Source organism: Dietzia sp. E1 (assembly GCF_014145015.1).
Taxonomy (GTDB): domain Bacteria; phylum Actinomycetota; class Actinomycetes; order Mycobacteriales; family Mycobacteriaceae; genus Dietzia; species Dietzia cinnamea_A.
Genome location: NZ_JAALDU010000020.1, coordinates 1 through 23,143, shown reverse-complemented (window position 1 = coordinate 23,143; position 23,143 = coordinate 1). Strand labels below are relative to the sequence as shown.

The 23,143-nt window shown below is 67.4% G+C and carries 20 protein-coding genes and 1 pseudogene; 5 read left to right on the top strand and 16 right to left on the bottom strand.

Annotation, left to right across the window (positions count from 1 at the left end; translation table 11 throughout):
• Positions 1 to 11 precede the first annotated feature (11 nt).
• Genes G6030_RS01080 through G6030_RS01065 form a run of 4 tightly spaced genes read right to left on the bottom strand, consistent with a single transcriptional unit; the run spans position 12 to position 4,648 of the window.
• The gene (locus G6030_RS01080) at positions 12 to 809 is read right to left on the bottom strand and encodes an enoyl-CoA hydratase-related protein (protein ID WP_182641922.1); all 798 of its coding nucleotides are present in this window, start codon (positions 807 to 809) and stop codon (positions 12 to 14) included.
• Complete coding sequence (locus G6030_RS01075; protein WP_006897082.1) at positions 806 to 2,479, bottom strand: long-chain-fatty-acid--CoA ligase; 1,674 nt, start codon at positions 2,477 to 2,479, stop codon at positions 806 to 808. The genes G6030_RS01080 and G6030_RS01075 overlap by 4 nt, the downstream gene beginning before the upstream one ends.
• A gap of 52 nt (positions 2,480 to 2,531) precedes the next feature.
• On the bottom strand, positions 2,532 to 3,737 hold the full coding sequence (locus G6030_RS01070; protein ID WP_006897083.1) for a thiolase family protein: 1,206 nt from the start codon (positions 3,735 to 3,737) through the stop codon (positions 2,532 to 2,534).
• A gap of 23 nt (positions 3,738 to 3,760) precedes the next feature.
• Positions 3,761 to 4,648: a CoA transferase gene (locus G6030_RS01065; RefSeq protein WP_008382193.1), complete on the bottom strand. Its 888-nt coding sequence runs from the start codon at positions 4,646 to 4,648 to the stop codon at positions 3,761 to 3,763.
• 98 nt (positions 4,649 to 4,746) lie between these two features.
• Between G6030_RS01065 and G6030_RS01060 the strand changes: the two genes are divergently transcribed.
• Together G6030_RS01060 and G6030_RS01055 are read left to right on the top strand one after the other, a co-directional pair.
• Positions 4,747 to 5,385, top strand: a complete 639-nt coding sequence (locus G6030_RS01060; protein ID WP_006897085.1) for a TetR/AcrR family transcriptional regulator — start codon at positions 4,747 to 4,749, stop codon at positions 5,383 to 5,385.
• A 115-nt stretch (positions 5,386 to 5,500) separates the two neighbouring features.
• Positions 5,501 to 7,036, top strand: coding sequence for a long-chain fatty acid--CoA ligase (locus G6030_RS01055; protein WP_063934980.1), 1,536 nt, complete (start codon positions 5,501 to 5,503; stop codon positions 7,034 to 7,036).
• 430 nt (positions 7,037 to 7,466) lie between these two features.
• Here G6030_RS01055 and G6030_RS01050 read toward each other — a convergent pair whose 3' ends face one another.
• Complete coding sequence (locus tag G6030_RS01050) at positions 7,467 to 8,183, bottom strand: DUF3800 domain-containing protein (protein WP_067718684.1); 717 nt, start codon at positions 8,181 to 8,183, stop codon at positions 7,467 to 7,469.
• 215 nt (positions 8,184 to 8,398) lie between these two features.
• Here G6030_RS01050 and G6030_RS01045 point away from each other — a divergent pair, with 215 nt between their 5' ends.
• Positions 8,399 to 8,959: a DNA-binding protein gene (locus G6030_RS01045; RefSeq protein WP_182641921.1), complete on the top strand. Its 561-nt coding sequence runs from the start codon at positions 8,399 to 8,401 to the stop codon at positions 8,957 to 8,959.
• Positions 8,960 to 9,100: 141 nt separating this feature from the next.
• A complete protein-coding gene (locus G6030_RS01040; RefSeq protein ID WP_182641920.1) occupies positions 9,101 to 9,424 on the top strand; it encodes a hypothetical protein in 324 nt (107 codons plus the stop codon).
• A 77-nt stretch (positions 9,425 to 9,501) separates the two neighbouring features.
• Here G6030_RS01040 and G6030_RS01035 read toward each other — a convergent pair whose 3' ends face one another.
• Positions 9,502 to 9,909: a hypothetical protein gene (locus G6030_RS01035; RefSeq protein WP_309234213.1), complete on the bottom strand. Its 408-nt coding sequence runs from the start codon at positions 9,907 to 9,909 to the stop codon at positions 9,502 to 9,504.
• 148 nt (positions 9,910 to 10,057) lie between these two features.
• Positions 10,058 to 10,366 carry a hypothetical protein gene (locus G6030_RS01030; protein WP_182641918.1) on the bottom strand — a complete coding sequence of 103 codons (309 nt, stop codon included), beginning with the start codon at positions 10,364 to 10,366 and terminating at the stop codon, positions 10,058 to 10,060.
• A gap of 316 nt (positions 10,367 to 10,682) precedes the next feature.
• Between G6030_RS01030 and mobF the strand changes: the two genes are divergently transcribed.
• On the top strand, positions 10,683 to 14,189 hold the full coding sequence (gene mobF / locus G6030_RS01025; protein ID WP_182641929.1) for a MobF family relaxase: 3,507 nt from the start codon (positions 10,683 to 10,685) through the stop codon (positions 14,187 to 14,189).
• Positions 14,190 to 14,234: 45 nt separating this feature from the next.
• Here the strand turns inward: mobF and G6030_RS01020 are convergent, their stop codons facing one another.
• From G6030_RS01020 to G6030_RS16245, 9 genes and pseudogenes are all read right to left on the bottom strand, one after another.
• Positions 14,235 to 14,933, bottom strand: a complete 699-nt coding sequence (locus G6030_RS01020; protein WP_182641917.1) for a hypothetical protein — start codon at positions 14,931 to 14,933, stop codon at positions 14,235 to 14,237.
• Positions 14,930 to 15,436: a DUF4913 domain-containing protein gene (locus tag G6030_RS01015; protein WP_182641916.1), complete on the bottom strand. Its 507-nt coding sequence runs from the start codon at positions 15,434 to 15,436 to the stop codon at positions 14,930 to 14,932. The genes G6030_RS01020 and G6030_RS01015 overlap by 4 nt, the downstream gene beginning before the upstream one ends.
• Complete coding sequence (locus G6030_RS01010) at positions 15,433 to 17,166, bottom strand: type IV secretory system conjugative DNA transfer family protein (RefSeq protein WP_182641915.1); 1,734 nt, start codon at positions 17,164 to 17,166, stop codon at positions 15,433 to 15,435. Before G6030_RS01010 ends, G6030_RS01015 begins: the two co-directional genes overlap by 4 nt.
• A gap of 28 nt (positions 17,167 to 17,194) precedes the next feature.
• The gene (locus tag G6030_RS01005) at positions 17,195 to 17,734 is read right to left on the bottom strand and encodes a hypothetical protein (RefSeq protein ID WP_187701438.1); all 540 of its coding nucleotides are present in this window, start codon (positions 17,732 to 17,734) and stop codon (positions 17,195 to 17,197) included.
• Between the two features lie 28 nt (positions 17,735 to 17,762).
• On the bottom strand, positions 17,763 to 19,373 hold the full coding sequence (locus tag G6030_RS01000; protein ID WP_182641914.1) for a peptidoglycan DD-metalloendopeptidase family protein: 1,611 nt from the start codon (positions 19,371 to 19,373) through the stop codon (positions 17,763 to 17,765).
• Between the two features lie 4 nt (positions 19,374 to 19,377).
• Positions 19,378 to 19,620 carry a transposase gene (locus G6030_RS00995; protein WP_131886296.1) on the bottom strand — a complete coding sequence of 81 codons (243 nt, stop codon included), beginning with the start codon at positions 19,618 to 19,620 and terminating at the stop codon, positions 19,378 to 19,380.
• Positions 19,617 to 21,389: an ATP/GTP-binding protein gene (locus G6030_RS00990; protein WP_182641913.1), complete on the bottom strand. Its 1,773-nt coding sequence runs from the start codon at positions 21,387 to 21,389 to the stop codon at positions 19,617 to 19,619. The genes G6030_RS00995 and G6030_RS00990 overlap by 4 nt, the downstream gene beginning before the upstream one ends.
• A complete protein-coding gene (locus tag G6030_RS00985) occupies positions 21,389 to 22,885 on the bottom strand; it encodes an SCO6880 family protein (protein ID WP_182641912.1) in 1,497 nt (498 codons plus the stop codon). Before G6030_RS00985 ends, G6030_RS00990 begins: the two co-directional genes overlap by 1 nt.
• Positions 22,886 to 22,902: 17 nt before the next feature.
• A pseudogene (locus G6030_RS16245) lies at positions 22,903 to 23,143 on the bottom strand (hypothetical protein); the annotation flags it as partial.

Below are 23,143 nucleotides of genomic sequence, written 5' to 3'. Positions count from 1 at the left end.
GTCGGGCCGGGTCAGCGGCCGGTGAAGTTCGGCGAACGCTTGGCCACGAAGGCGGCCTGGCCCTCGTGGCTGTCGTCTGAGGCGAGTGAATAGACGAAGTTGCGCTTTTCGTGCTCGAGCCCTGCGGCTATCGACCCGGTCTGCGCGGCCAGGGCGGCGTCTTTGGCCAGGGCCACGGCCAGCGGGGAATTAGCCGAGATCCGCTGCGCCAGGGCGATCGCCTGTTCGACGACCTCGTCGTCGTCGACCACCTTTCCCACCAGGCCGAGGGTGGCGGCCTCGGTCCCGGTGACCAGGTCGCCGCTGAGCAGCAGTGCCATGGCGCGAGGTTTGCCGAGCGCCCGGATGAGTCGTTGGGTGCCGCCGCCGCCGGGGATGACGCCGAGCTTGACCTCGGGTAATCCAAGGCGGGCACCCTGGCCGACGATGCTGGTGTCGCAGGCCAGGACGAGTTCGAGCCCGCCCCCCAGGGCCAGGCCCTCGACGGCTGCGATCACCGGTTTGGGGAAGTTCTCCAGGTCGGCCCATAGAGTCCCCCCGGAGGCCCGCCGCTGCCCGATCAACGGATCGGCCCGCAGGGCGTCGAACGCGGTGATGTCTGCTCCGGCGCAGAACACGCCGCCCGCGCCGGCCAGGACTATGGCGCGCACGGAGTCCTCGGTCCGCAGCTCGGCGAGGTGCTTGTTCAAGGCGTCGAACACCGCGGCGTTCAGTGCATTCCGGGCCTCGGGTCGGTTGATGCGCAGGATCGCGACGGCGCCGCGTCGTTCGCTGAGGACCACGTCATCGTGTCCGTTCTGGCCGCTCATTCCTCGGCTCCCCGGTAGAGATCGGCGTGGTCGGTGCGTAGCGTCTTTTTGTCCAACTTGCCGACGCTGGTGCGCGGCAGCGCGTCGGCGAAGATGACGATGTCGGGCAGTTGCCACTTGGCGAACTTGTCTTCCAACACGGCGTGGATGTCGTCGACGTCAAGATCGGCACCGTCTTCTTGGACGACGATCGCAACCGGGCGCTCTTGCCACTTGGGATGCTCGATCCCCACCACGGCGGCTTCGCGGACCTGTGGGTGGGCGACGATCGCGTTTTCCATGTCGATCGAGGAGATCCATTCGCCGCCGCTTTTGACCACGTCCTTGATGCGGTCGGTCAGCTTGAGGTAGCCGTCGGGGCGGATCGTGCCGGCATCGCCGCTGCGCCACCACCCATCGGCGAACGCGCCGCCTTTGTCTTCCATCTTGTGGTAGCGCTCGATGATCCACGGGCCGCGCATGAGCACCTCGCCCTGGGAGACACCGTCGTGGGGTAGTTCGGTTCCGTCCGGTCCGACGACCTTGATGTCGATCCCGTTGACCAGCAGACCCTGGGCCCGCTTGAGATCCCACTTCTCCTTCTCACTGAGCACGTCCCGCAGCGTGTGCTTCAGGCCTGCGTTGACGGTGACCAGCGGAGTGGTCTCCGTGGCGCCGTAGGCGTGGATGATGTCGGCGCCGGTGAGGTCATGGAAGCCGCGCATGAGCGTGAGCGACGGTTCGGTCGCCCCGGACAGCAGACGGGCGCGGCTGAAGTCCGGGCGTGTCTTGAGTGTGCGGATGTAGTCGAGCATCGGCTCGAAGATCGCGGGGGCACCGTTGGCTACGGTGACGGACTCGGAGATCATCGCGTCAACCAGCACAGAGGTGTCCTCGGCCGTATACCGTCCGGGCAGCACGACCTTGGCGGCCGAGTAGATGGCCGACTGCGGCAGTCCCCAGCCCTGGCCGTGGAACATCGGGGTGATGACCATGACGGTGTCGTCGTCGCCCATCTTCAACTGCGCTGCCTCGGCAAGAGTGTGGAGGTAGATCCCGCGATGGGAGTAGTACACGCCCTTGGGGCGGCCGGTGGTGCCGGTGGTGTAGCACGCGCTGTACGCCGAGGTTTCGTCGATCATCGGCCAGTCGAAGGTCGATTCCGCGGCCGTCAGCGCGTCTTCCCAGTGGACGACCCCGGGCAGGGTGGTGGAGATCTCCGAGAGTGGCTTGTCCGTCATGACCACCCAGGTCTTCACCCCGACGCCCTGCTCGACCAGCGCCTCGGCCACGGGCAGCAGGGACTCGTCGACCAGCACGATCGAGGCTTCGGCGTGGTCGGTGACATAGGCCAGGTCCACCGGGGCGAGCCGCAGGTTCATCTGCAGCATCACCGATGCGATACCGGGAATCGCCCAGTACAGCTCCATATGGCGTTTGGAGTTCCAATCCAGGATTCCCACCACCGTTCCGGGGCCGGCCCCCAGCCCGGTGAGCGCGTGGGCTGACTTCCCGACCCGCTCGAACATGTCTGCGTAGGTGTAGCGGTCCCAGCCCCCGTCGATGGTGCGGAATACGATCTCCTGCTCGGGGTAGGTCCGGGCGGAGTGCCGCAGCAGGGTGGTGGTGTTGAGCTGGTAACTGTCACCGTGTGTCGACGGCAGACCGGTGACGATGGGGTGGGACGTCATGGTGGTGCTCCTGAAGTGGGGTTGGGACGGTGGCTGGGACGGAGGGGGCTCGTCAGAGGCGTTCGATGATGGTGGTGTTAGCGGTGCCGTGGGCTTCGCAGATGGTCTGTAGCCCGTATCGGCTGCCGGTGCGTTCGAGTTCGGTCAGCAGGTCCGTCATCATGCGGGCGCCGGTGGATCCGAGGGGGTGGCCGACAGCCACCGAGCCGCCGTTGACGTTGAGTTTGTCGTCGGGGACGCCGAACTCTTTTTGGAACATCAGCGGTACTCCCGCGAACGCTTCGTTGACCTCGAACAGGTCGATATCGTCCACCGTGAGCCCCGACCGGTCCAGGGCCTTGCGGGTGGACTCGAGGATTGCGGTGAACTGGATGATCGGATCGGCCGCGGCGACCGCGTGGACCACGAAGCGGGCGCGGGGGGTGAGCCCGTGGGCCTCGGCGAACTCGCGGTCGGCGATGAGTAGTGCGGCGGCGCCGTCGCTGAGCTGGGAGGAGTTGGCTGCGGTGGTCTTGCCGTCTTCGGCGAACACCGCCCGCAGGGACGCCATCTTCTCTGGGTCGAGCTCGGCCCGGATCCCCTCATCCGCGGTCACGGGCTCGCTGGAGTCATCGAGCGGGTCGCGGCGCAGCGGAACCAGCTGGGTCTCGAAGCGGCCGTCGCGGGTGGCAGCCAGCGCCCGCTCGTGGCTCCGGCGGCTGAAGGCGTCGAGTTCCTCCCGGCTGAGGTCGAAGCGGGTGTTCATCAGCTCACTGGACGGGCCTTGAACCAGCAGTCCGCCGTCGTAGCGGGCCAGTTCGCGGGGGGAGTATTGCGGGCCTAGCGGGGCGCCGGGTTGTAATGAGGATGGCAGCGCCACCTGTGACATCGACTCCACGCCGCATGCGATGGCGAGGTCGTAGGACCCCGCCTCCACACCGTGGGCGGCAAATGCGACAGCTTGCTGCCCCGAGCCGCACTGTCGGTCCACGGTCACGGCCGGCACCGAATCGGGCAGGCCGGAGGAGAGCACCGCATGGCGAGCGATGTTGGAGCTCTGCTGGTCGTGCGTCATCACACAGCCAGCGATCACGTCGTCGATTTTCTCCGGCGCCACATCACTGCGGCGAACCAGTTCACTGAGGGTGGCCCCCAGCAGATCGGCGGGATGCCAGGCGGCCAGCGCCCCGCCGCGCTTGCCGACCGGGGTCCGGACGGCATCGACGATCACGGCCTCGCGGGTGGCTCGGGAACTACGGGGCTGGGGGGAGTCGGTCATGACTGGGTCCTTCCTCAAGGTGGTCAGGTGGTGGGCGCCGTGGGCGCGTGAGTGGTCTGCGCTGTGGCCGGGTGGGCATCGCGAACGGCGGTGAGCGGGATGTCGTGGCGCGCGGCCAGATCCTCCCAGTGGGCCGTGGTGTGCGCGGCGAAGGCGCGGGTGTAGGCGGCGGATGTGCCGTCGCAATCGAGTACTTCTCTGGTGCGGGCCTCGAAGTGCGGTTCGAGTGCCCCCAGGGCGATGTGGCCGTCGGCGGTGGCATAGATGTTGTAGGAGGGCAGAGCCCCGCCCAGTGGTGCTCCATTGCCAAACAGGCCGTGCCGGAGGGCAGCCGCGGAGTCGTACGCGGCCGCGTCGAGAGTGATGCGTTGATGTCCGCCGGAGTCGTGCTGTCCCCGGGCCAGCAGCAGGGCCAGGGCGGCCGAGATGGCCCGCTCCCCACCGACGGTGTCGGCGACCGGGACCAGCGGCAGGTGCGGCGGCCGGATGGTGCCGTATCTCGCCTGATATGTCAGGTCGTGGCCCGCGACCTCCTCGTCGGCGCCGTCGTAGCCCACGATCTCCACATGGCACAACCGCGGGTAGCGGTCGCTGAGATCGCCGAGGCCGAGTCGGCAGAACGCTGACGGGCGCATGGCGGTCACCAACACGTCCGCCGTATCGAGCAGCCTGGTCAGCTCCTCCAGGCCGCTACGACTTTTGAGGTCGGCCCGACGAACCTCCACTCCCTGTGTCAGTTCTGCGTACCAGGAGGGCGCGGCCACGGCCAAGGCGTCACCCACCGGCGGCTCCACTTTGATCACCGCTGCGCCGAGGTCACGAAGGCCTGCCACGGCCAGCGGACCGGGCAGGTTGGTAGCCAAAGAGACGACCTGTATGCCGGCCAGGGGTCGGAGCGATCTGGGACTCATTTCAGCGACTATACAAGTAGTCAGTAAACTTAGCCACTGTATAGCTTTAGCGATTGGCGCGTCCCCGTAGACTCGTTTGTCGACCGAAGGGAGACCGCGTGGACCGCCCCGCCCAGCACTCCGGCGACCAAGATCTCACCGCCAAAGCGCGAATCCGCAACGCCGCTCTCGAGCTTTACGCGGCCAACGGCGAGGACCGCACACCGATGCGGGCGGTCGCGGCCGCCGCCGGGGTTACCGTAGGGCTGGTGGTCCATCACTACGGGTCCAAAGACGGCCTCCGCGAGGCCGTGGAGCAGATCGTCGTGGAGCGTTTTGCGTCGGCCCTTGCTTCGGCGCCGACCGACGGGGCCGGCGAAGAAATCGCTCGCGTGCGGAACGAGGCTGTCTCGGAAATGCTGGTCAGAAACCCGGAGGTGGTCAACTACCTCCGCCGGGCGCTACTCGAACCCGGTGGTCAGCGGGGGCAACTGCTGGAGCGGCTCACCGAACTCACCCACCGGGAGGTCGTTGCGATGCGCGAGACCGGCGCGGCGTCGCGAGGTCGCGCCGACTCCGTCCAGGTGGTCGACGTGATCATCAACCAGATGGGCCGGCTGTTCCTGCAGCCGCTGGTGGATGCCGTCTGGACCCACCTCGGGACCTTTACCCACACCGAGGGGCGCAGCAAGCCCGAACTCGGCGTGAGCGTGTCCGGGGGAGGAGCTGTCGATCGTTCCCACGGGTCAGCCACCTGACTCGAGTTTCACTTTCACTGAACATCTGTACAAGCATCACGCTGGCGGTTACTGTTCCTGCTGTGTCCGGGGTCACATATCCGATCCCGGAGTCATCGACACCTCAGGAGTCACCATGGCCACTCTCGGAGGCGCCCTCGCGCTCAATGCCCGCCGGCACCCGGACAAGACCGCACTGATCTTCGGCGAGAGCACCTACTCGTACGAGCAGCTCGCGGCCCGGATCAATCAGTATGCGCACGCGTTGGCGTCGCTCGGAGTCGGCAAGGGCGACAGGGTGGCACTGCTGAGCCCGAACTCCGACGCGTACATCCTGGGCCTGTACGGAGCGTTCCGACTGGGGGCCATTGCCGTGCCTCTCAACCCTCGCGTGCCGGCCCGCGAACTTCGCTACCTGCTCGAGGACTCCGGTGCGACGGTGCTGCTGTACTCCGAGGGGCTCGCGGTGGTGGTGGCCGGCCTCGACGAACTCGATCCGCTGCCGTCCGCGCCGCAAAGTCTGGTGCTGGACGAGCCCGCCGCGCAGGGCATCGCGCGGCTCGCAGACACCATGCCGACCACCGCGCCGGAAGTGGAGGTCATCGAGGACGACGACTGCATTATCCTCTACACCTCGGGCACGACCGGGCGTCCCAAGGGAGCGTTGTTCGACCATCACCGCATGCTGTGGGTGGGGAACTCGGTTTCCGCACTCGGTATGAATATCTTCGACCGGAATCTGCACGTCGCGCCGATGTACCACTGCGCGGAGCTGGTCCTGTTCGTTATGTCAGGGTTCAGCCTGGGCACCACTCACGTGGTGCTGCCAGCGTTCGAGCCCAAGGCGGTCCTGGATGCGCTGGAGAAGCACCGCATCACCGTGTTCCTGGGCGTGCCCACCATGTACCAGATGCTGCTGCAGCACCCCGAGCTCGGCACGCGCGATCTGTCCGCGTGGCGGCTGGGCTTCTTCGGCGCCGCACCAATGCCGCCGAGCGCGGCGACCAGCTTGCTCGCCACCCTGCCGCACGTGCAGTTCTTCCAGCTGTGCGGCCAAACCGAAGGCGGCCCGACCGGCATCTTCCTCACTCCGGACGAAGTACGCGCCCGCCCAGATGCCACCGGACGGGCGTCCATCACTAACGCCGAGACGCGGATCGTCGACGACGAGGGCAACGACACCGCGGTCGGCGAGCCCGGGGAGATCATTTACCGAGGCGAGACCATCATGAAGGGCTACTGGAACAAGCCCGAGGCCACCGCCGATGCGCTCCGCGACGGCTGGCTGCACAGCGGCGACGTGGCGGTCCGGGACGCCGACGGGTTTATCACGATCGTTGATCGGATGAAGGACATGATCATCACGGGCGGGCGCAACGTGTACTCGGTGGAGGTCGAACAGGCCCTCGCCGGCCACCCGGACGTGGCCGATGTGGCGGTCGTCGGGCGGCCGGACGAGATGTTCGGGGAGAGCCTCATCGCCGTCGTCACCCCGGTCGAGGGCCGCGAGGTCACCTTGGAGTCGCTCCGCGAGTACGGATCCCAGTTCATTGCGGGTTACAAGCTTCCGCGCGAGCTCATCACCCAGCCCATTCCCCGTAACCCCTCGGGGAAGATTCTCAAGCACGTGCTGCGTGATGCAATCACGGAAGGCACAGTCGCCACCAGCTAACAATCGGATAGCTCGTTAGGCTCCTCTACCAAGCCACCTGCCATTTGGCCCGCTCTGGGAGAGGTCGAGTTCGCCGGATACTCGGCATCGCCTACTTGTCATAACATAAGTTATCGGCGTTCACATAATGGCTGGTCGAGCCCCGTTTTGGGGCCACAGTTTGACTCGAGCTGCGATCGCCACGCATCAGGCACCGTGTAATGCTCGGCACGATCCTCTAGGCATCCAAGGCGCAGCAGCAGGTCTGCCACACGTTCCTGCGCATACGAGTTTGGCGGCTTTCGCTGAGCGTTAGGGCGTGCGGGATCACCTGGTGAGCCTCGTCGGGGTCTGGTGTGGATTGGGTGTGGCGCGGTAGTCTGGGGGCACAACGGGCCGGATACCGGAACGTTGCCTGCCGAGGGCTCCCGCGAGGGGGCCCTCGTTTTATTTAGGGCTCCCAGGTGCGTTGCCGGTGGGTGTTTTGGTAGATCAGGTGGGCGAGTTTGTCGGTGACTGCTTGAGCTCGGGGGTGCTGATTGTGCACCGCCTGGGCTCGGCGGTGGATGTAGACGGCCATGTCGACGGCCTGTAGGCCGGGGGTGTGCCGTGAGTCGGCGAAGTTGATGGGCGCGGAGATGTGCTGAAGTCGGCTTGGCCGGTATCCGCCGGTGCCGAAGTCTTGGTAGGCGCTGAACTGGTCCTGGTGTTGGGCGCTGGTGGCGATCTCGTCGGCGATGACGATCGCCTGCTCTCCGGCGCCGTGTTGGGCAGTGTAAGTGTCGATCTGCTCGAGCAGGTGGCGGAACACTACGGTGTGGGGCTGTTGCGGGTACCGATATCGGGCGTTGAGGCGTCTGACGTCCACCCCTTCGAAGAGGTACCGCACGCCCGCGTGTTGTGCTGCCCGTAGGACGGCACTGTAGAGGCCAGCTGCTTCGCGGTGTTTGCCGCGAAGGTTGGCCCACTGTCCTGCGCCGCCCATGATCTCGTGTCCATGGAACTCAGCCGTGGGATCGGTGCCGTGTTTCGTGGCGGTTCGCTCGGCGATCTGCGTGTAGAGCTGGTGGAGTTGCTCCCATTGGTCGTAGTCGGCGATTGCTGCCCCGATGTAATAGAGGTCCTGGTCGTAGGACTCGTCGACATAGGCGATCAGCACGTAGTCCATTGTCTCACTCGGGCGCGACAGGCTTGTGTGGCGCGGGCCGCGGTGGCCCGGGACCCGCCTTGTTCCTCGTTGGTTGGCAGGGGTGCTCCGACGGCGAGGTTCCGGCCGGTTTGCTGCGCACTGGCGCGACGGGGATGCTTCGGTTCGGCGCCTGTGGTAACGTTGGTAACAGATCGCGTTACCGGTTACCGAATACTGAATCTGGAAGGGCTGCCATGTCGTCGTCGGAGAAGATCGCTCACGCCTACGGCGTACTCGTCGCGCGGGGGGACAAGGTCACCGTGCGGGCGGTGCAGAAACAGGCGGGGGTGCGGATCGGCGAGGTAGCGGCGTGGATGCGCGAGCACGCCACGGGCGCAGCAGGCGAGGTTCCCGAGGCCCCGGACTTGTCTGAGCCGATGTCGGCGATGGTGGCCTCGGTGTGGGCGGCGGCGTGGAAGCGCGCCGCCGAGCAGGCAGACGAGGCCACCGCGGTGGCCCTGGATGCCGCGCGCGCCGGCGAGGCCGACGCTCTCGCCGCGGCGGAGACCGCCACCGCGCAACACGCAGACGCCGACGCGGCCCGAGATGAGGCGGTCCGGGACGCCGAGCAGCTGCGCACCGAGCTGGCCCAGGTCCGCCAGCAACTCGAGACGATGCAGCGTCAGGCAGAGCAGGCGCGCGTCCAGGCCGAGGAGGCCGACCGCGCCCGGGTGCGCGCCGAGGCCACCTCGGACACCTTGCGTGAACTGTTGGACGCGTTTCGTTCCTCCGGGCAGGCCGACGAGGACAAGTAGCGATCCGCACCGTGGTGGCCTTGTCGTGTCGGGCCGGGCGAGCACACTGACAAAGCAGGACAGGCACTGACCAAGTGGCTCGGACCTCCGCCGGTTGAGTTCGGGATGTAACGGGACGAACGCCAACACGGGAGGGGTGTCATGTGGGACGTGCAGACCGCGATACAGGCCGTGGCGATGGTCGCGGTGGCCTCGCTTCTGGTGCCGCCGTTGGCACGCGGCATCGGGGGAATCTGCGCGGTGATCGGGTTCTGTGGTGCGGTGCAGTCGAGCTCCTGGGCGCCGACGGTGATGGCGTTGGGGATGGTGGCATGGTTCGTCGGGCACTGGTCGTTCGCGGTCCGCAATGACGTGCATTATCGGTCGCGTCTGGCACGTGTGGTGATCGACAAGACGCCGTTGCGGTGGACGATTCCGCGCTACTGGCAGCTGCGCCGCCAAAGACGCATCGCGGAAGCCCGCTGACACTTCCCACCCGACCGATACAGCAATGGCCCCATCGAAGTGGTGGGGCCATTGCTGTTGGTGTGTGGTGTCCGAGTCTAGAACAGTGGGGGCTCGTCTAGTGGTGCGGTGTTGCCGCAAGCTTGGGCGTAAGCCTTGGGGTTCCAGCCGCCGGCGACCGCTTCGCGGACGGCGAGGGAGCGGGCGTGGCGGTCGTGGCGTTCGGTGGTGTTGCGGATGATGCCGGTGCGTCCGCAGGCGACCGCGTAGAGCAGGTTCGCCGATTGGGTTGAGGCGATGAGATGGCCGGGGTCTACGCGCACGCACAGGGGTTCGTTGCAGCGGTGCTCCCCGATCGCCTCGGCGGTCAGGTGGCCGGCGACTAGGAGGGCGAAGCGGTGTGCGTACTCGGTTCTGCTGACGCCGCCTTGTCGCCAGGTGATCCGTCCGTACCCGTCGGAGATGGCGCCGGTCCAGATGTGACACCCATTGCCCGGGGCGCGCACGACACGGGAGCCAAACGCGGCAATCGCCGCCTCGGTTGGCGGCAGTGTCGAGTCGTACGGCCTGGACCGTCTCGCGGCAGGCCGGGGCCGGGGACGGGCGTCCATTCCCGGGAGCGGGATGTCCTCGAACCACCGGTCCGAGGAAGGCTCAGGGCTGCTGCTCACCGTTGGTGTCCGCGGGTGTCTGGCCGGCCGCCGTGGTGTCACTGTCGGCCGCATCGTTGACCGTGTCGTCGGTGTCGGTGGTGTTGTCCTTGGCGGCGCGGATCGCCGCCCCGACCTCGCGGGCGGACAGTCCGGTCATCTCCGCCAGGTCCGCCTGCGCCACACCCAGGTCCCGAAGCTCGACCAGCGCATCGCCGAGGGCGATCTGCGCGTCATCGCGGGCGTCGATCGCCGAGAACACCGCGACCAGCTTGGCCTCACGCTTGCGTGCCCGCTCCAGCTCGTCGGCCATCGCCTGACGAGCCCTCGCGCGTGCGGTTTGTGAACGTGAATCAGTCTTGGTAGCCGCCATGTGATCGACCCTATTGGTCCACCCATCGCCGCCGCAATGCCCAACCACCATGCCGCCGTCATCGTCGCGCCGTCCTGGTCCCCGATCGCCGCACCACATCTAGCCCTGGCCGTGCTAAATCATCCTCGCTGTCGCTCGTCACAAACTGCCACACACAGTATGCACTTCTAGTGAGCGACGGGAATTGCCTGGTCGCAGGCCTGCGGACCGCCGCGCGTAGACGCGCCCATTGGTGCCGCCTACCCTGGTGGTCGTGATGACCCTCCGAGCCGTACACGCGGGCACTGGATACCAGTACCTGCTGCGCTCGGTGGCCACCCACGACGCCGACCCGCAGGGCATGGCCCTGTCGGACTACTACGCCGCCAAGGGCACCCCGCCCGGTCGGTGGATCGGCTCAGGCCTAGACGGTCTGAACTCCGAAAGTGCCACCGCAGGGGCGGTCGTCACCGAAGCGCAGATGGCAGCCCTGTATGGCGAGGGGCTGCACCCGGACACCGACGCCAAGATGCTCGCCGGGACCGCATTGAAGGATTGCAAACTCGGCCGATCCTTCCCCCTCTATACCGGCGGCGTCGATGTCCTGGACGCAATCGCCGCCGCCGAGCGGGACTTCCTCAAGACCGAGAAGCGCCGCCCCACCGTGACCGAGCGGAGCGAGATCGCCGAGCAGATAGGCCGGCCGTTCTATACCGAGAAGTTCGGCTACGACCACGCCTCCGGCAAGGACGTCATCGCCTGGGTCAACCGAGAGCGTGACCAGATCAAACAAGCTGTCGCGGGGTTCGACTTCACGTTCTCCCCGGTGAAAAGTGTCAGCGTTCTGTGGGCACTGGCAGACGAGCAGACGTCGTCCAAGATCGCCGCGTTGCACCACGAATCCGTCGCCGAGGCACTGGCGTGGGCCGAAGACAATGCGATCTACACACGGGTCGGCAAGCAGGGAATCGAGCAGGTCAAAACCCGCGGGATTGTCGCCTCCGAGTTCACTCACTTCGATACCCGCGGGGGCGACCCGGACCTGCACTCGCACGTGCTTCTGGCCAACAAAGTGCAAGGCCCGGACGGGCGCTGGCTGTCACTGGATGGACGTGCGGTCTTCCAGATGCACCAAGCCATATCCGCCCGGTATGACGCGATCCTGCACGACAAAATGACCCGCCGGATGGGCGTGGAGTTCACCGCCCATCACCCTCAGCCGGGCAAGGCTCCGATCTGGGAGATCGCCGGAATCGACCGCCGTCTGATCGAGATGTTTTCCTCCCGGCGCACCCTGGCACGCCCGGTCTATGAGCAGTTGGTGACCGAGTACGTGGCCAAGAATGGCCGGCAACCCGCGCAGCGGGCAAGCTACGCCCTGTGGCAGAAAGCCATCCTTGACACCCGCGATGCAAAGAAGCCCGCGCAGTCGCTAGATGAGCACCGCGCAGCATGGAAGCAGGCGGCCGTCGACCGTGTTGGAGCCGAGGTCGTCGAGCAGATTGCGGCCGCTTCCACCGCCACTGACACCGAGGCCAGACGCGAGGCATTCGATGCGGAGCAGCACACCGAGACGGTCGCCGAGCTCGCCATCGCCAGGGTTACCGATGCACGTGCTCACTTCCGTGCCTCGCACCTGGACACTGCAATCTCAACCGCACTCAAGGGCTACCGCTTCACTGGCGATACCGAACTAGAAGCCGCGCACCAGGCCGTGATGAGCCACGCCATGAACACCCTCATCGTGCCGCTGACTCCCCCCGAGCCGATGCTTCTTCCCTCTGCTCTGATGACCGCACGCGGGAGGGGAATCGACCGGCACGCCAACTCCGAGAAGTACACCACCGCCGCTGTTCTCAGCGCCGAAACTGCGGTGCTGGAAGCGGCCCGAACCCCGGTCGCTGTCATTGCCACCGAGGCCGCAGTGGACGACGTACTGGCCACCCACGAGAAGACCGAAGGGTGGTCGCTCAACCCCGGCCAGCAGGCCCTGGCCAAGCACTTGGTGGGTGCGGGAACCCTGGTCGCGGCAGGGGTCGGTCCGGCCGGAACCGGCAAGACCGCGTCGATGAAGGTCGTCGCCACAACCTGGCAGTCCACGGGCCGAGATGTCATCGGCCTGGCCCCGTCTGCGGCAGCGGCGAGCGTGCTGTCCGAGGATATTGACGCCCCGGCACACACCATCGATCTGTTGACCTTCACCTGGCGCGGACTCAACCCGAACGCACCCGGTAAGACCCTGTCGGCCCTGCCGATTGAGATTTCCCCTGGCGACATGCTCCTGGTCGATGAAGCCGGAATGGCCAGCACCGAAAACCTCGCCGCGCTGACCGAGATCGCCCACCAATCCGGGGCCGTTGTGCGTCTGATCGGCGACCCCTACCAGCTATCGGCGGTGACCTCAGGTGGCCTGTTCGCCGACATCACCCGCACCCCAGGCACGGTCGAACTGGAGCAGGTGATGCGCATGGGCGCAGACACCGAACAAGCCGAAGCAACCCTGGGACTGCGGCTCGGAGACATCGCCGCACTCGATCTGTACGCCGATCGCGGATGGGTCACCGGTGGGCATCGCGAGTCCATGCTCACCGACGCCGTTCAGGCCTATCTTTCCGACCTGGAGGCCGGGCGCAGCTCACTGATCATCGCCTCCCGAAACGAAGACGTCGACACCCTCAACGAAGTCATCAGGGCACAAAGGATCGCCGACGGAATTGTCGATGACACCCACACCAGAGTTGTGTCCCGCGGTGACACCGTCGGTGTCGGGGACACCGTCATCGCCCGCAAGAACTCCATGCTCTACTCGACCGACCGAACCCCGCTCGGGCGAGTCATCAACGGACAGTTGTTCACCGTCACCGGACTCGCCGAAGACGGCTCCCTGGCCGTCCGCGACCAGAACACCGGCAACGACATGCTCATCCCAGCCGACTACGCGGCCAAGAACATCCACCTCGGATACGCGGCCACCATCCACCGCTCCCAAGGCGCAACCGTCGACACCACCCACGCCGTCATCGACACCAGCGTGGACCGCGCCGGCCTGTACGTCGCGATGACTCGAGGAAGGAAGGAGAACCGCGCCTACGCCGTGTGCGAGCCGGTCCTCGACCTCGGCGCGGAGGACGGCCACATGCACTCGGCCGGCGACCGGGAAGCACCCACCGCCACCGAGGTTCTGCATACCGTTCTGGCCCGCGACACTCGCCAGATTTCAGCAACCCAAACCCTGCGCACCGAGTACGACCAGGCCACCGACCCCGAGCGGTTGGAAGCGCTCTACCGCCACGGGGCCGAGCTGGCAGCCAAGGCCTTCACCGCCCAGACACTGCCCGACTACCTCGATGCCCTGCCCCGCGCCTACTCCCCCACCGACGAGCTCCAGGACGAGATCGCTCACGCTTGGACAGAAGCCGTTCTCGCCGGCCTGGACCCCCGCGAGATCTGGGCCGAGGCCACCGACAACCTTGAGGACGCGAGGTCGCCCGCGGCAGTCATTGCCCACCGACTCCGTCACCAGGCCCGCGAGGCCGACACAGCCGACGAACTGCCCGCCGTAGCCCCCAGCACCCTCGGCACCGACACCGACCTGACCGCATGGCTCACCGATACCCGAGCAGCCCTGACCGCACCGCCTACCCCCGGACCGGTCAGCGACTTCACCGAGTCCTATCTCGCCCACCGGTCCGCAGAACAAGAGCGCGGCCCGGACGCGGAGACGACATCCGGACCGCAGTCGGAGTGGGGGGCCAGCACCGATTCCGCACCCGACCCGTGGTGAGTCACCAAGGGTTAGGGAAAGTGCTCAGCAGTACTAGCGGCATTCTTAGCCGACCTCTGCTGAGGTCTCGACCTCCGGGGCTGTATCGACGGACACCACAGTGCTGTCGAAGGTGGCGGTGGCGGGCTGAGCTGTCTGTTCGGATTGGGCGATGAGCTGGGACGGAGTTTGCGTCCCTACGCCGGTGTCGATGACGCCGGCGACTTCCCGCGATCCGCTGCCCACTTCGGTCTTCAGTTCCTCCTCGGTGAGGCCGACCCTGCGCTCACCTGCGAGGACGGCGGTATCGGCCGCCGACAGGTCGGGGCGGTCGGTAATCGCTGCGTCGAGCACACCGGCCAGCTCGTGCTCGGTGATTTCCATTGTCACTACGGCGATCACTGCCAGCGTCAGGAAATCCGGGTCGGGGCCTGACTGTTCACGAGCGAGGCGTACGGCCTCATCGCGCTCATGCTCGGCCTGGACGCGATCAAACTCTGCCTGCTGGCGGGCCTCCTGGGCGGCCTGCACCAGCCGTCTGCGCTCCAGCTCGGCGGCGATCACCTCACGCCGCGCCTGAGCGACCTCTTCGGATACGCCGGAGTCTGCGCGAGCGACCTCCACAACGAGCGATCCGACCGAGTGTTGGCGGGCGGAGTGCTCGCCGAGCGAGCGAGTCCGCGTCGGGTACGGATTAGCTGTCGCGCCCACGCGGGCGTGACGGATCAGATCGGCGACCACCGGGTCGCTGGGATGCGAGCTCATAGCGTGCCTTCCTCAATGGGGTCCGATTTCAAGGGCTTGCCCGGTTGGTGACCGGACGTGCAGGCCACCATTGGCGAGCGCTCTCCCGTGAGCAGCGGCATATGGTGGTCGCCGATCGTGCGCAGGAACACCTCATCGCAGGTGGCCGGGTCCCGGCGAGCTAGTGACTCGTACGCGAGCCACATCGAACGGATACGGAATCGGACCGAGCGGTGCGCCCACCAGCGCGAACACCACTTCTGACTCATGCCCGTCGACTCGTAGGTCAGGCGTAGGTAGTCGTCGAAGAAAGCGAACTCGTCGGTGAACCGCAGGATGGGCGGCACGCCCAGCTCAGTTTCGGCGAACCGCTGGACCTCCCTATCCACGGTGCGGGCAAGGTGGTCGGTGAGGCCGGGTGTTGCCAGAACATCCTCTACAGCAGCAGGTAGCGACTCCTTGGCCACCGCCGTGAGGGTCTCACCGAACGCCTCGACGATCTTCTTGTCGAACAGGTGACTCACGCTGCGGCCTCTTCGGTCTTCTCAGGTGCGGAGGGAAGGTCCTGGTGGTCCCACCGCACCATCCGGGCCAGGATGGGGCGCCGGCCGGTGGCCAGGACGATCATTCGCCCGAACGGCAGGGCAGCCAGTTCGGCAGCCGTAATGGTCTGCCGCTCAACGGTTTGCGTAGACACCGATCGCCCGCGATCACCGCCGCCGTGGGAGATCGACCGCTGCTGCTCGGTGTGGGTGCCGATCAGGTGGGCCAGCTCCTCGAGGAACCGGTAGTCCTTGTGCCCGGGTCCGATGACAACGATCGCTGCGGCCGACCACAGCTTCTTCATGCCCTGTTCGCCCCACACCTCGACTCCCTGGGCGTGGGACTGGAGCACGGTGTCGCAGATGATGCCGCGAGAGCCGAACGTGGAGTAGTAGTCGGGCAGGCGGGGCCAGCGCACGATGTTGGCGATCTCGTCCAGGGCGGCGGTTACCGGCACTGGCAGACGCGAACCGGGGCAGGTGTCGGCCCGGTCGACCAGGGCCTTGAACACCGCGACGGTCAGGATCGAGGTCACCGGCCGGCCGATCGGGTTCTCCTCGTCGGAGACCAGATACAGCGTGTCGGCCTCAGAGTTTGCGAAGGCGACCGGGTCGAAACGCTGGGCGCCGGCTTGGGGGGTCAGCCACCGCACGATCTGCCGGCGCCCCAGGCAGGAGATCATGTTCTTGGCCGCGGAGAACACGTTGGAGCGGGTGCGGGGCTCGGCGTTGTACTTGCTGGCCAGGTCCGCAGCCTGCGGCTTCCACTGACTGTCGGCCAGGATGTCGACCGGGGTGGAGTCCTCGAGATTGGAGACCCATCCGTAGACATCGGTGATGGGACGGTTCTTCATCGCCGCTGCCAGGAACAGCGAGGCGAGCAGGTCCACGGCCTGGGAGTAGAAGTACGCGTTGGGGTCGCTGCCGGCCTCCCCGCGGGCGGTGGCGGCGTTGAAGATCTCGGCGAGCTCCTCGGCGTTGCCGTCCCACCACTGGTCGCGGCGAACGAAGTCCAGCGGGTCGAAGTACCACTTGGAGGTGTCCAGCCCGACCGCCTTGTCCTGCGGGTCGAGCACCCAGACGCGGCCGACCTGCTGACGGAACGGCATCGTGGCTTCGATGACGTCGCGCTTGCACGAGGTGGAGATGCAGATGCCCGGTGCGCGGCGGATCATCGGGATGATGCGGCTGGAGGTCTTTCCCTGGCGGGGACCCCACAGATCCAGATGCAGGTCTTCCCACCCGCCCCAGAGATCTTGGCCGGTAGCGACCTCCTTGCCGATGTACACCCCCGGGGTCTGGGTGGTGTCGCCTCGCTCGCGGTTGGCGCGGACCACGCTCTTGGCCGACAGTGACTTCACGTCAGCGCGGCCCGCCAGGTGCTTGGTGATCCCATCGACGCGGGTCCTGCGGCCCTGCCGGCGCCCGACGAGCGCCGCCACCACGGCCACGAGCACGACGAAGATCACCACCAGGGCCACGGCGACGACCGTGGCGCCGGTGGTCCACTGCACCTGCCCCTGGGCCAGGTCGATCACCGCCACCGCGGGGTTACCGGGAACCTGTTGACCGGTGGGGGCGATGGATTCGCCGAGGGTGATACTGCCCCACACCGCGATCACCGCGGCCGCCACCACGCCCATCATGACCAGCGCGATCGTGGGTCCGGGCTCGCGGGTCTGGGACGTTCGGGCCAGGTCCTTACCTGCCATAGTTGCCTCCCTGGTGTGATGTGCGCGGTTACTCGCCCACAGATCGGTATTGGTAGCTGGCGACCTTCCACGTCTCGCCGGTGCGCTTGAGCTCGACGGTCGCGGTGATGCGCTCGAGCGGGGTCGTTGCTCCGTCGGGGTGCAGCACTTTCTGCTGCACCGTGACCAGGCGCCGCGCTTCGCTCGCGTCCTGCGGGACGGGGTCTTGATATCCGGCCAGGCTTGCGGCGCCGATCACGCGGTCACCCGAGCGCGCCCATGCCGACCACTGCCCAGGGGCGGGATCTGGGTCCGGGCGGGTGGTGGCCGCGTCCGCCATCTGGCCGGTGAGCTGGCCGGAGATCGCGTGCATCGCATCCCACGGGGACTGCTGCTGCGCGGGGGTCCATGTGTGAATCCCTGCCATCACCGCCACCGCCACTTCGTCGGCGGTCGTGATCGGGTCGATGTGTACGTGCGCATCGGTTCCCGGTTCATCATCGCGGCCAAGCGTCAGGGCCATCGCGACGGCGGCGACCACTACCGCCACCACCGCCGCGGCGACCACGGCTATGCCTTTGGTGTTCATCGCTGTCTCCTCCTGTCGTCGGCGGTGTTCATGCGGCGGCGAACCTTGCGGCCTCTTGCGGCACGATGACCACGTACTTTTGCGTCTCGGCATACGGCGGTACCCCGCCGAACTGCTGCACGGCGCCGGGTCCGGCGTTATAGCCGGCCAGCATCAACGCCTGCGGGTCGCCACTGAGCTCGCCCGAGGCGATGCCCTCTCGCTGGCCCTCGGCGATCTCGCACAGGTAGCGGGCGGCGGCCATCGTCGCGTCCGCCGGGTCCGACGGAGAGCCCGAGCCGGGAGGTCCGGCGATCTGGCCGTTGTCGTCGACCTTGGCGCCCTTGGCCGCCCACGTGCCGGGCATGAACTGCCCGTACCCTTGCGCTCCGGCCGTCGAGACTGCCGTGGCCTGGAAGCCGGCTGATTCGTGGTACAGCAGCCCGGCCAGCAGCGGAGAGTCGACCTCGCGGCAGACCTGGCCTCCCAGGTCGATCCACTTGCGCAGTTCGGCGGGGATCTCGCCCGCGTTCAGGCTGCGATGCCCGAAATCCGGGGCGCAGTCGTCGCCCCCGGCGGCGCCGGTGGTCTCGGAGTCATCGTCGGCACCGTCGGTGGGGGCGGCGCCGTAGCGCTGGTTCGGGGTGGGCTTTCCGCCGCCGGCGACGGTGACGTGCACGTGGTCGAAATGGTTCTGGGTCGGGTCGCCCCGGTCCTCCATCTGGTTGGGCTGCCCGGTGGCGGGGATGTACTGCTGCCGCCAGATCAGGTACTCGAGATGGAAGAACTCTCGGTGCGTCAGCAGGTAGTTCTTGATGCGATTGCCCAGCTCGCGGCCCTCGCTCGAGGAGTAGTCCGGGATCATGATGTCCACGGCGCGGCCCGACGGGTGATCGGGGTAGGCATCAACAGGCCGCCACCCGCCGATGGTCTTCACGTCGGGAAAGCGCTGCGCCACGGCCCGGGCCACCCGGATCGAGTCGACCTGCAAGTTCTCCTTGGAGGCGATCTTGTCCGAATCGGGCATCTCCCCGGCCGAGGGCGGAGACGGCTGACGGGAGGTCGTTGACTCGTCGGTGGGCGGCGCACTGCCTCCCGAGCCCGGGTTCGCCGCTCGGTCGAGCCACGGCTGCGGATCGGTCTCGCTCCCACCGGTCAGGCGCCCGCCCTGCCACACCTCCAAATGCAGGTGGGCGCCGGTGGACTGGCCGTTGTTTCCGACCTCACCGATGTGCTGTCCTGCGGCAACGGTGTCGCCCACCTGCACGGCCACTCCGTCGTCCCACATATGGCCGTAGACGGTCGAGTAGGGCTGACCGTCGATGGTGTGGTCGATGACGATCCAGTTGCCGAACCCGCTGGCGGGGCCGGCGGCGGTCACCACGCCTGGGGCCATCGCGTACATGGGCGTGCCGCCTGAGGCGGCCAGGTCGATGCCTCGGTGGCCGGGCCGGTCTGCGCTCTTGTAGGTCGAGGACACGACGTAATCGCCTTCGGCGATCGGCAGGCTGAGCTCGCCGGCGGGCACTCCCCCGCCGCCGGTTATGGCCCCGTTCGGGCGGCAGCGATCGTCGCTGCCGTCTCCGAGGATCACCACGACCACCAGCGACAGCAGGATGATCCCGATGACGATGCCCACGACGAGCTTGGCCGACCGCATCCGTCTACAGCCCTAGCTGCGCTCGAAGGGCCGCGTTCTCGGCTTGCAGCGCCCGCAGGGTGGACGAGTTGTGCGCCTGCCACGTCCCCGCGGCGACCGACCAGCGGCGCACCGAGTCGCGGCTGATGCCGAACTCGCGGGCGACGACCTCGGCGGCTGCTGAGGTCGAGGGGAATTGGGGCTCGAGCTCTGCCAGCCGCGCGACCACTTGGTCGCGGAAATCGGCGTCGTACGCTGCTGAGCTCATGCCGGCACCGCCTGTCCGGAGGGCACGCCATCGAGCAGCTCGCGAAAGCGCACGTTCGTGTCGTGGATGTTGGTTTCCCGCTCGGTCGCGGTCAGCAGAACCTGCACCGGGATCCCGGCGGTACCGTCCTTGGACGACTTGAGCATGAACTTGCCTCGCCCCAGGGGTGGCTTCTTACGCTCGCGGGCTTCGGTGCGCTCGATCGGCGCGCCCTTGGACCAGGCGGTGATCATCGCCGCTTCAGCGTCGGTGAACTGGAGGACGCCCTTGAGCCGCTCCAGCTCGCCGGCGGGAAGGCCGCCGCAGATGACCATGCCGGCCCGCTCGATGAAGCCCATCGCGGTCTTGACGTCGACCTCGTTGGGCAGCGTCTCCAGGTCTCGGCCCGTGTGGGTGATCATCAGCAATCCGGTGCCGTCCGTGCGGTTCAGGCGCGTGAGCTCGTCGACGCGCTGCACCATCCCCGCCCCGGCGCCCAGGGTCGCCCACATCTCGTCGAGAATCGCCAGGAAGTAGCGCTGCGGCGCCAGACCGCAGTCGGCCAGCACGTGCGCGGCCTCCATCGCCCCGTAGGCATCGGACCAGCAGGCCAGGAGCACGCCCGCCTTGAGCGACTGGTCCCCTCGAGCGATCGCCGAAACGTCGATGCAGATCGCCGGGGCGTCGAGGTCGATCTTGGTGGTGGTGTGCTCGGCGAATACCTGGCCCATGACGCCGTCGGTCAGCGACTCCAGCGTCTGGACCAGGGTTCGGACCGTGCGCCGGTACTCCGCTTCGTCGGCGACGAACAGCGCTCGCCGCAGGTCGGCGTTTCCGGATCGGATGTAGTCGATCAGGTCTCGCAGCAGCGGCGGTGAGGCGAAGGAGAACTTGCCGCCCTGGCGCATCTCCCGCAACGAGGTGGAGATGACCAGACCCTCGAAGTCAGCCAGCGGCCGACCGCGGATCAGCTCGGCCAGCGCCACGACCATCGTGACCTGCCGCGAGTGCACCGACTCCTCGGTTTCGGTGATGGCCTCGGCAAGGCGTGTGCTGTCCTCGCCCCGGTCGCGGAGCTCGTCCAGATGGGCCTGCATCACCGGGATCGCCTCGCCCAAAGCGCCGGCGGCCAGCGGGTTCAGGTGCCCGTGCCCATGTCCGAGACGGATCACCTGCCCGCGCTTTCCGGCCGGGGTGACCATCGCATCGGTCACCGCCACGTACTCGCCTTTGATGTCCCCGGCCACGATCGGCACATGGCCCTGGGCGACCGCGCCGATGAACTGCTTGCGGATGATCGTGGACTTGCCCAGCCCGGGCAAGGAGAGCACGAACGCCGACGGGTTGCCGATGATGCCGGCGCGGAACCACGACAACACGTCGCCGGAGACGTCCTGGCCGGTCTGGGCATGAACCCCCAGAGGGACGCCGACCGCCGGGGCGGTCGCCCCGACCACCCACGGGTTGAAACCACAGCCGTAGTTGGTGGAGGTCTGGGTGGCGGCCGGGGCGGAGACCACTGCCATCCGCCCCGAGAACGCGCACTTGAAGCCGCGGCCGTCGAGGGAGGCGTAGCGATTAGTGAACCGGGGCTTTCCGTAGCGGAGCTGCGGTGCCTGGCGGGCGGTGCGCGCCTGCTCGGCCCGCTCGGGGTGCTCGTCGCACCACCGCTTGTACGCACGGCCGGTTCGTGTGTGCGGCCAGGGAGGGAGCTGATCGCCGGCGGTGATACGGGCGTGCAGCTCTTCCAGCTCTGCCGGCCCGACGGGGGTCTTGGTGCGCCTGGCCATCACTCCGCCTTCGCAAACGAGGAAATCGTGGACTTCTGATCGAGCAGCACGCCCAGACCCAGCCCGGCGGCGAACGCCGCATCCTGCTGGCCGTTGGTGGCGTGCAGCCGAAGCTGAGACCGGTTGCCGAGCTGGCCGATGATCGCCGAGCCCTGGTCGAGCAGTTCAGGGTTGCGCAGGGTGAGCGTCACCAGCAGCGAGTACTCGCCGAGCTGGCCGCCTCGGGCCAGCGCCTGCCGCGCGGCCTCGGTGCGCTCCAGGCGCAGGCCGGCAGAGGCCTTGCCGATCGAGCGGGTCTTGTTCGCAGCGTTGACCGCGTCGGTGTGCTCCTTCTCGACCTGCCTCACCCCGTCCCCGGCGGCGATCGGGCGGTAGATCAGCGTCACGCGCTTGCGGGGAATGTCTGACTTCGGCTCCAACAGGGGCCGCAGGACGTGGTCCGGGAACGCGGCGGCCGGCGGGGCGGCCATCTCGAACGAGCGGGACACCCAGTCTTCGTGGCGGTAGTGATTCCACTTCGCCACGGCCTCGGCCGGGCCGGCGTCGTCCCAGTCCACTCCGAGCGGCTCGCCAGACAGGCGAGCGCTGTTGATGGTCTCCTCCAGGTCGGGGCGGTAGCAACGCAGCGCCAGCCCGATCGCGTCCTCCGGGTTCATCGGTGTGGCAGACACTCCCGCGTACTCGAGCCGCTGGTACAGCCCGGGCAGCCGGAAACCCAGATCGGTGGCCATCGCCTCGGGGTCCTTGCGCTGCATCGCGGTGGCGGCCTTGAAGGTGACCGCGATCCACGACCGCGTGACGAGCTTGCCGCGAGCGAACTCCACCGCCGATTCCGCCTGGATGCGGCGGGCGATTTCCGGGGTGGACTCGCTGACCGAGTCCTTCACCGCGGCGATGAGGTCCTGCCCGGTCGTCGGGTACGACTCGACGGTCACGGTGGCCGCCACGACGTCGTCGTTGAGCGACAGCTCGGCGAGCCAGGCGCCCCACTCGGCGGTCATGTCGTTGCGGTCGGCCACCGTCAGCGGCTCCTGGCCGCGTGAGGCCGCGTCCAACAGGACGGTGTACTGGTTGAGCGCGCGGTCTCGGATGAGCGCGAAATCGTTGCCGGCCACGTCGCGGCCGACGTGCAGCTCGGTCTTGGCCAGGGCACCGGGCAGCCGGTATCGGCCGCCAGGTACCCGCGAGTTAGGCCCGGACCGGTACACCGTGGAACCAGCGGCCTGTGCCCGCCAGAATTGCCAACGCATTTGAGCCACCTCGTAGAGAGTTCGATTACCGATACGCAGCACTGCCGGGGCCAGGTACGCCACCGCCAGCACCGCAATGAGCGCTCCCGCGCCTAGTCCGCCCTGCATCAGCACCAACATCGCCACGATGAAGGCGATCCCGGCGATGATCGTGGCCCGCAGCGGCAGGCCGAACATGCCGGTGCGCTGCGACTTCTCACCCAGCGTGTAGAGCCGAAGGTCCGCCTGCTCACCTGATGCAGACACCAGTGATCTCCTTGCCGTCAGCGGTAGTGGTGGGGTGTTGGGTGAGCTGCCAGCGCACCGTCGATCATCTGCTCGGTCGTCTGTGTCGCTCGAGCCGTTGTCTGAGCTGCCGTCGCCACCGCGCCCACGCCGGCGGCAGCGAAGCCCGCTACGGTGCCGGCGCCGCGGGCCGCACTCGCCACTGCCCCGCCGACACGGCCCGACGAGCTGGTGCCCGTGCCCGAGGAGCTCTTGCCTCCACCTGATGCGCCGTCCCCC

Coding starts and splice junctions, on each gene's coding strand:
- G6030_RS01040 (WP_182641920.1), top strand. CDS start 9,101: ATGTGGGACGTGCAGACCGCGATACAGGCCGTGGCGATGGTCGCGGTG.
- G6030_RS01005 (WP_187701438.1), bottom strand. CDS start 17,734: ATGAACACCAAAGGCATAGCCGTGGTCGCCGCGGCGGTGGTGGCGGTA.
- G6030_RS01065 (WP_008382193.1), bottom strand. CDS start 4,648: ATGAGTCCCAGATCGCTCCGACCCCTGGCCGGCATACAGGTCGTCTCT.
- G6030_RS01045 (WP_182641921.1), top strand. CDS start 8,399: ATGTCGTCGTCGGAGAAGATCGCTCACGCCTACGGCGTACTCGTCGCG.
- G6030_RS00995 (WP_131886296.1), bottom strand. CDS start 19,620: ATGAGCTCAGCAGCGTACGACGCCGATTTCCGCGACCAAGTGGTCGCG.
- G6030_RS00990 (WP_182641913.1), bottom strand. CDS start 21,389: ATGGCCAGGCGCACCAAGACCCCCGTCGGGCCGGCAGAGCTGGAAGAG.
- G6030_RS01010 (WP_182641915.1), bottom strand. CDS start 17,166: ATGGCAGGTAAGGACCTGGCCCGAACGTCCCAGACCCGCGAGCCCGGA.
- G6030_RS01020 (WP_182641917.1), bottom strand. CDS start 14,933: ATGAGCTCGCATCCCAGCGACCCGGTGGTCGCCGATCTGATCCGTCAC.
- G6030_RS01050 (WP_067718684.1), bottom strand. CDS start 8,183: ATGGACTACGTGCTGATCGCCTATGTCGACGAGTCCTACGACCAGGAC.
- G6030_RS01000 (WP_182641914.1), bottom strand. CDS start 19,373: ATGCGGTCGGCCAAGCTCGTCGTGGGCATCGTCATCGGGATCATCCTG.
- G6030_RS01030 (WP_182641918.1), bottom strand. CDS start 10,366: ATGGCCGACGAGCTGGAGCGGGCACGCAAGCGTGAGGCCAAGCTGGTC.
- G6030_RS01070 (WP_006897083.1), bottom strand. CDS start 3,737: ATGACCGACTCCCCCCAGCCCCGTAGTTCCCGAGCCACCCGCGAGGCC.
- G6030_RS01080 (WP_182641922.1), bottom strand. CDS start 809: ATGAGCGGCCAGAACGGACACGATGACGTGGTCCTCAGCGAACGACGC.
- G6030_RS01075 (WP_006897082.1), bottom strand. CDS start 2,479: ATGACGTCCCACCCCATCGTCACCGGTCTGCCGTCGACACACGGTGAC.
- G6030_RS01055 (WP_063934980.1), top strand. CDS start 5,501: ATGGCCACTCTCGGAGGCGCCCTCGCGCTCAATGCCCGCCGGCACCCG.
- mobF (WP_182641929.1), top strand. CDS start 10,683: ATGACCCTCCGAGCCGTACACGCGGGCACTGGATACCAGTACCTGCTG.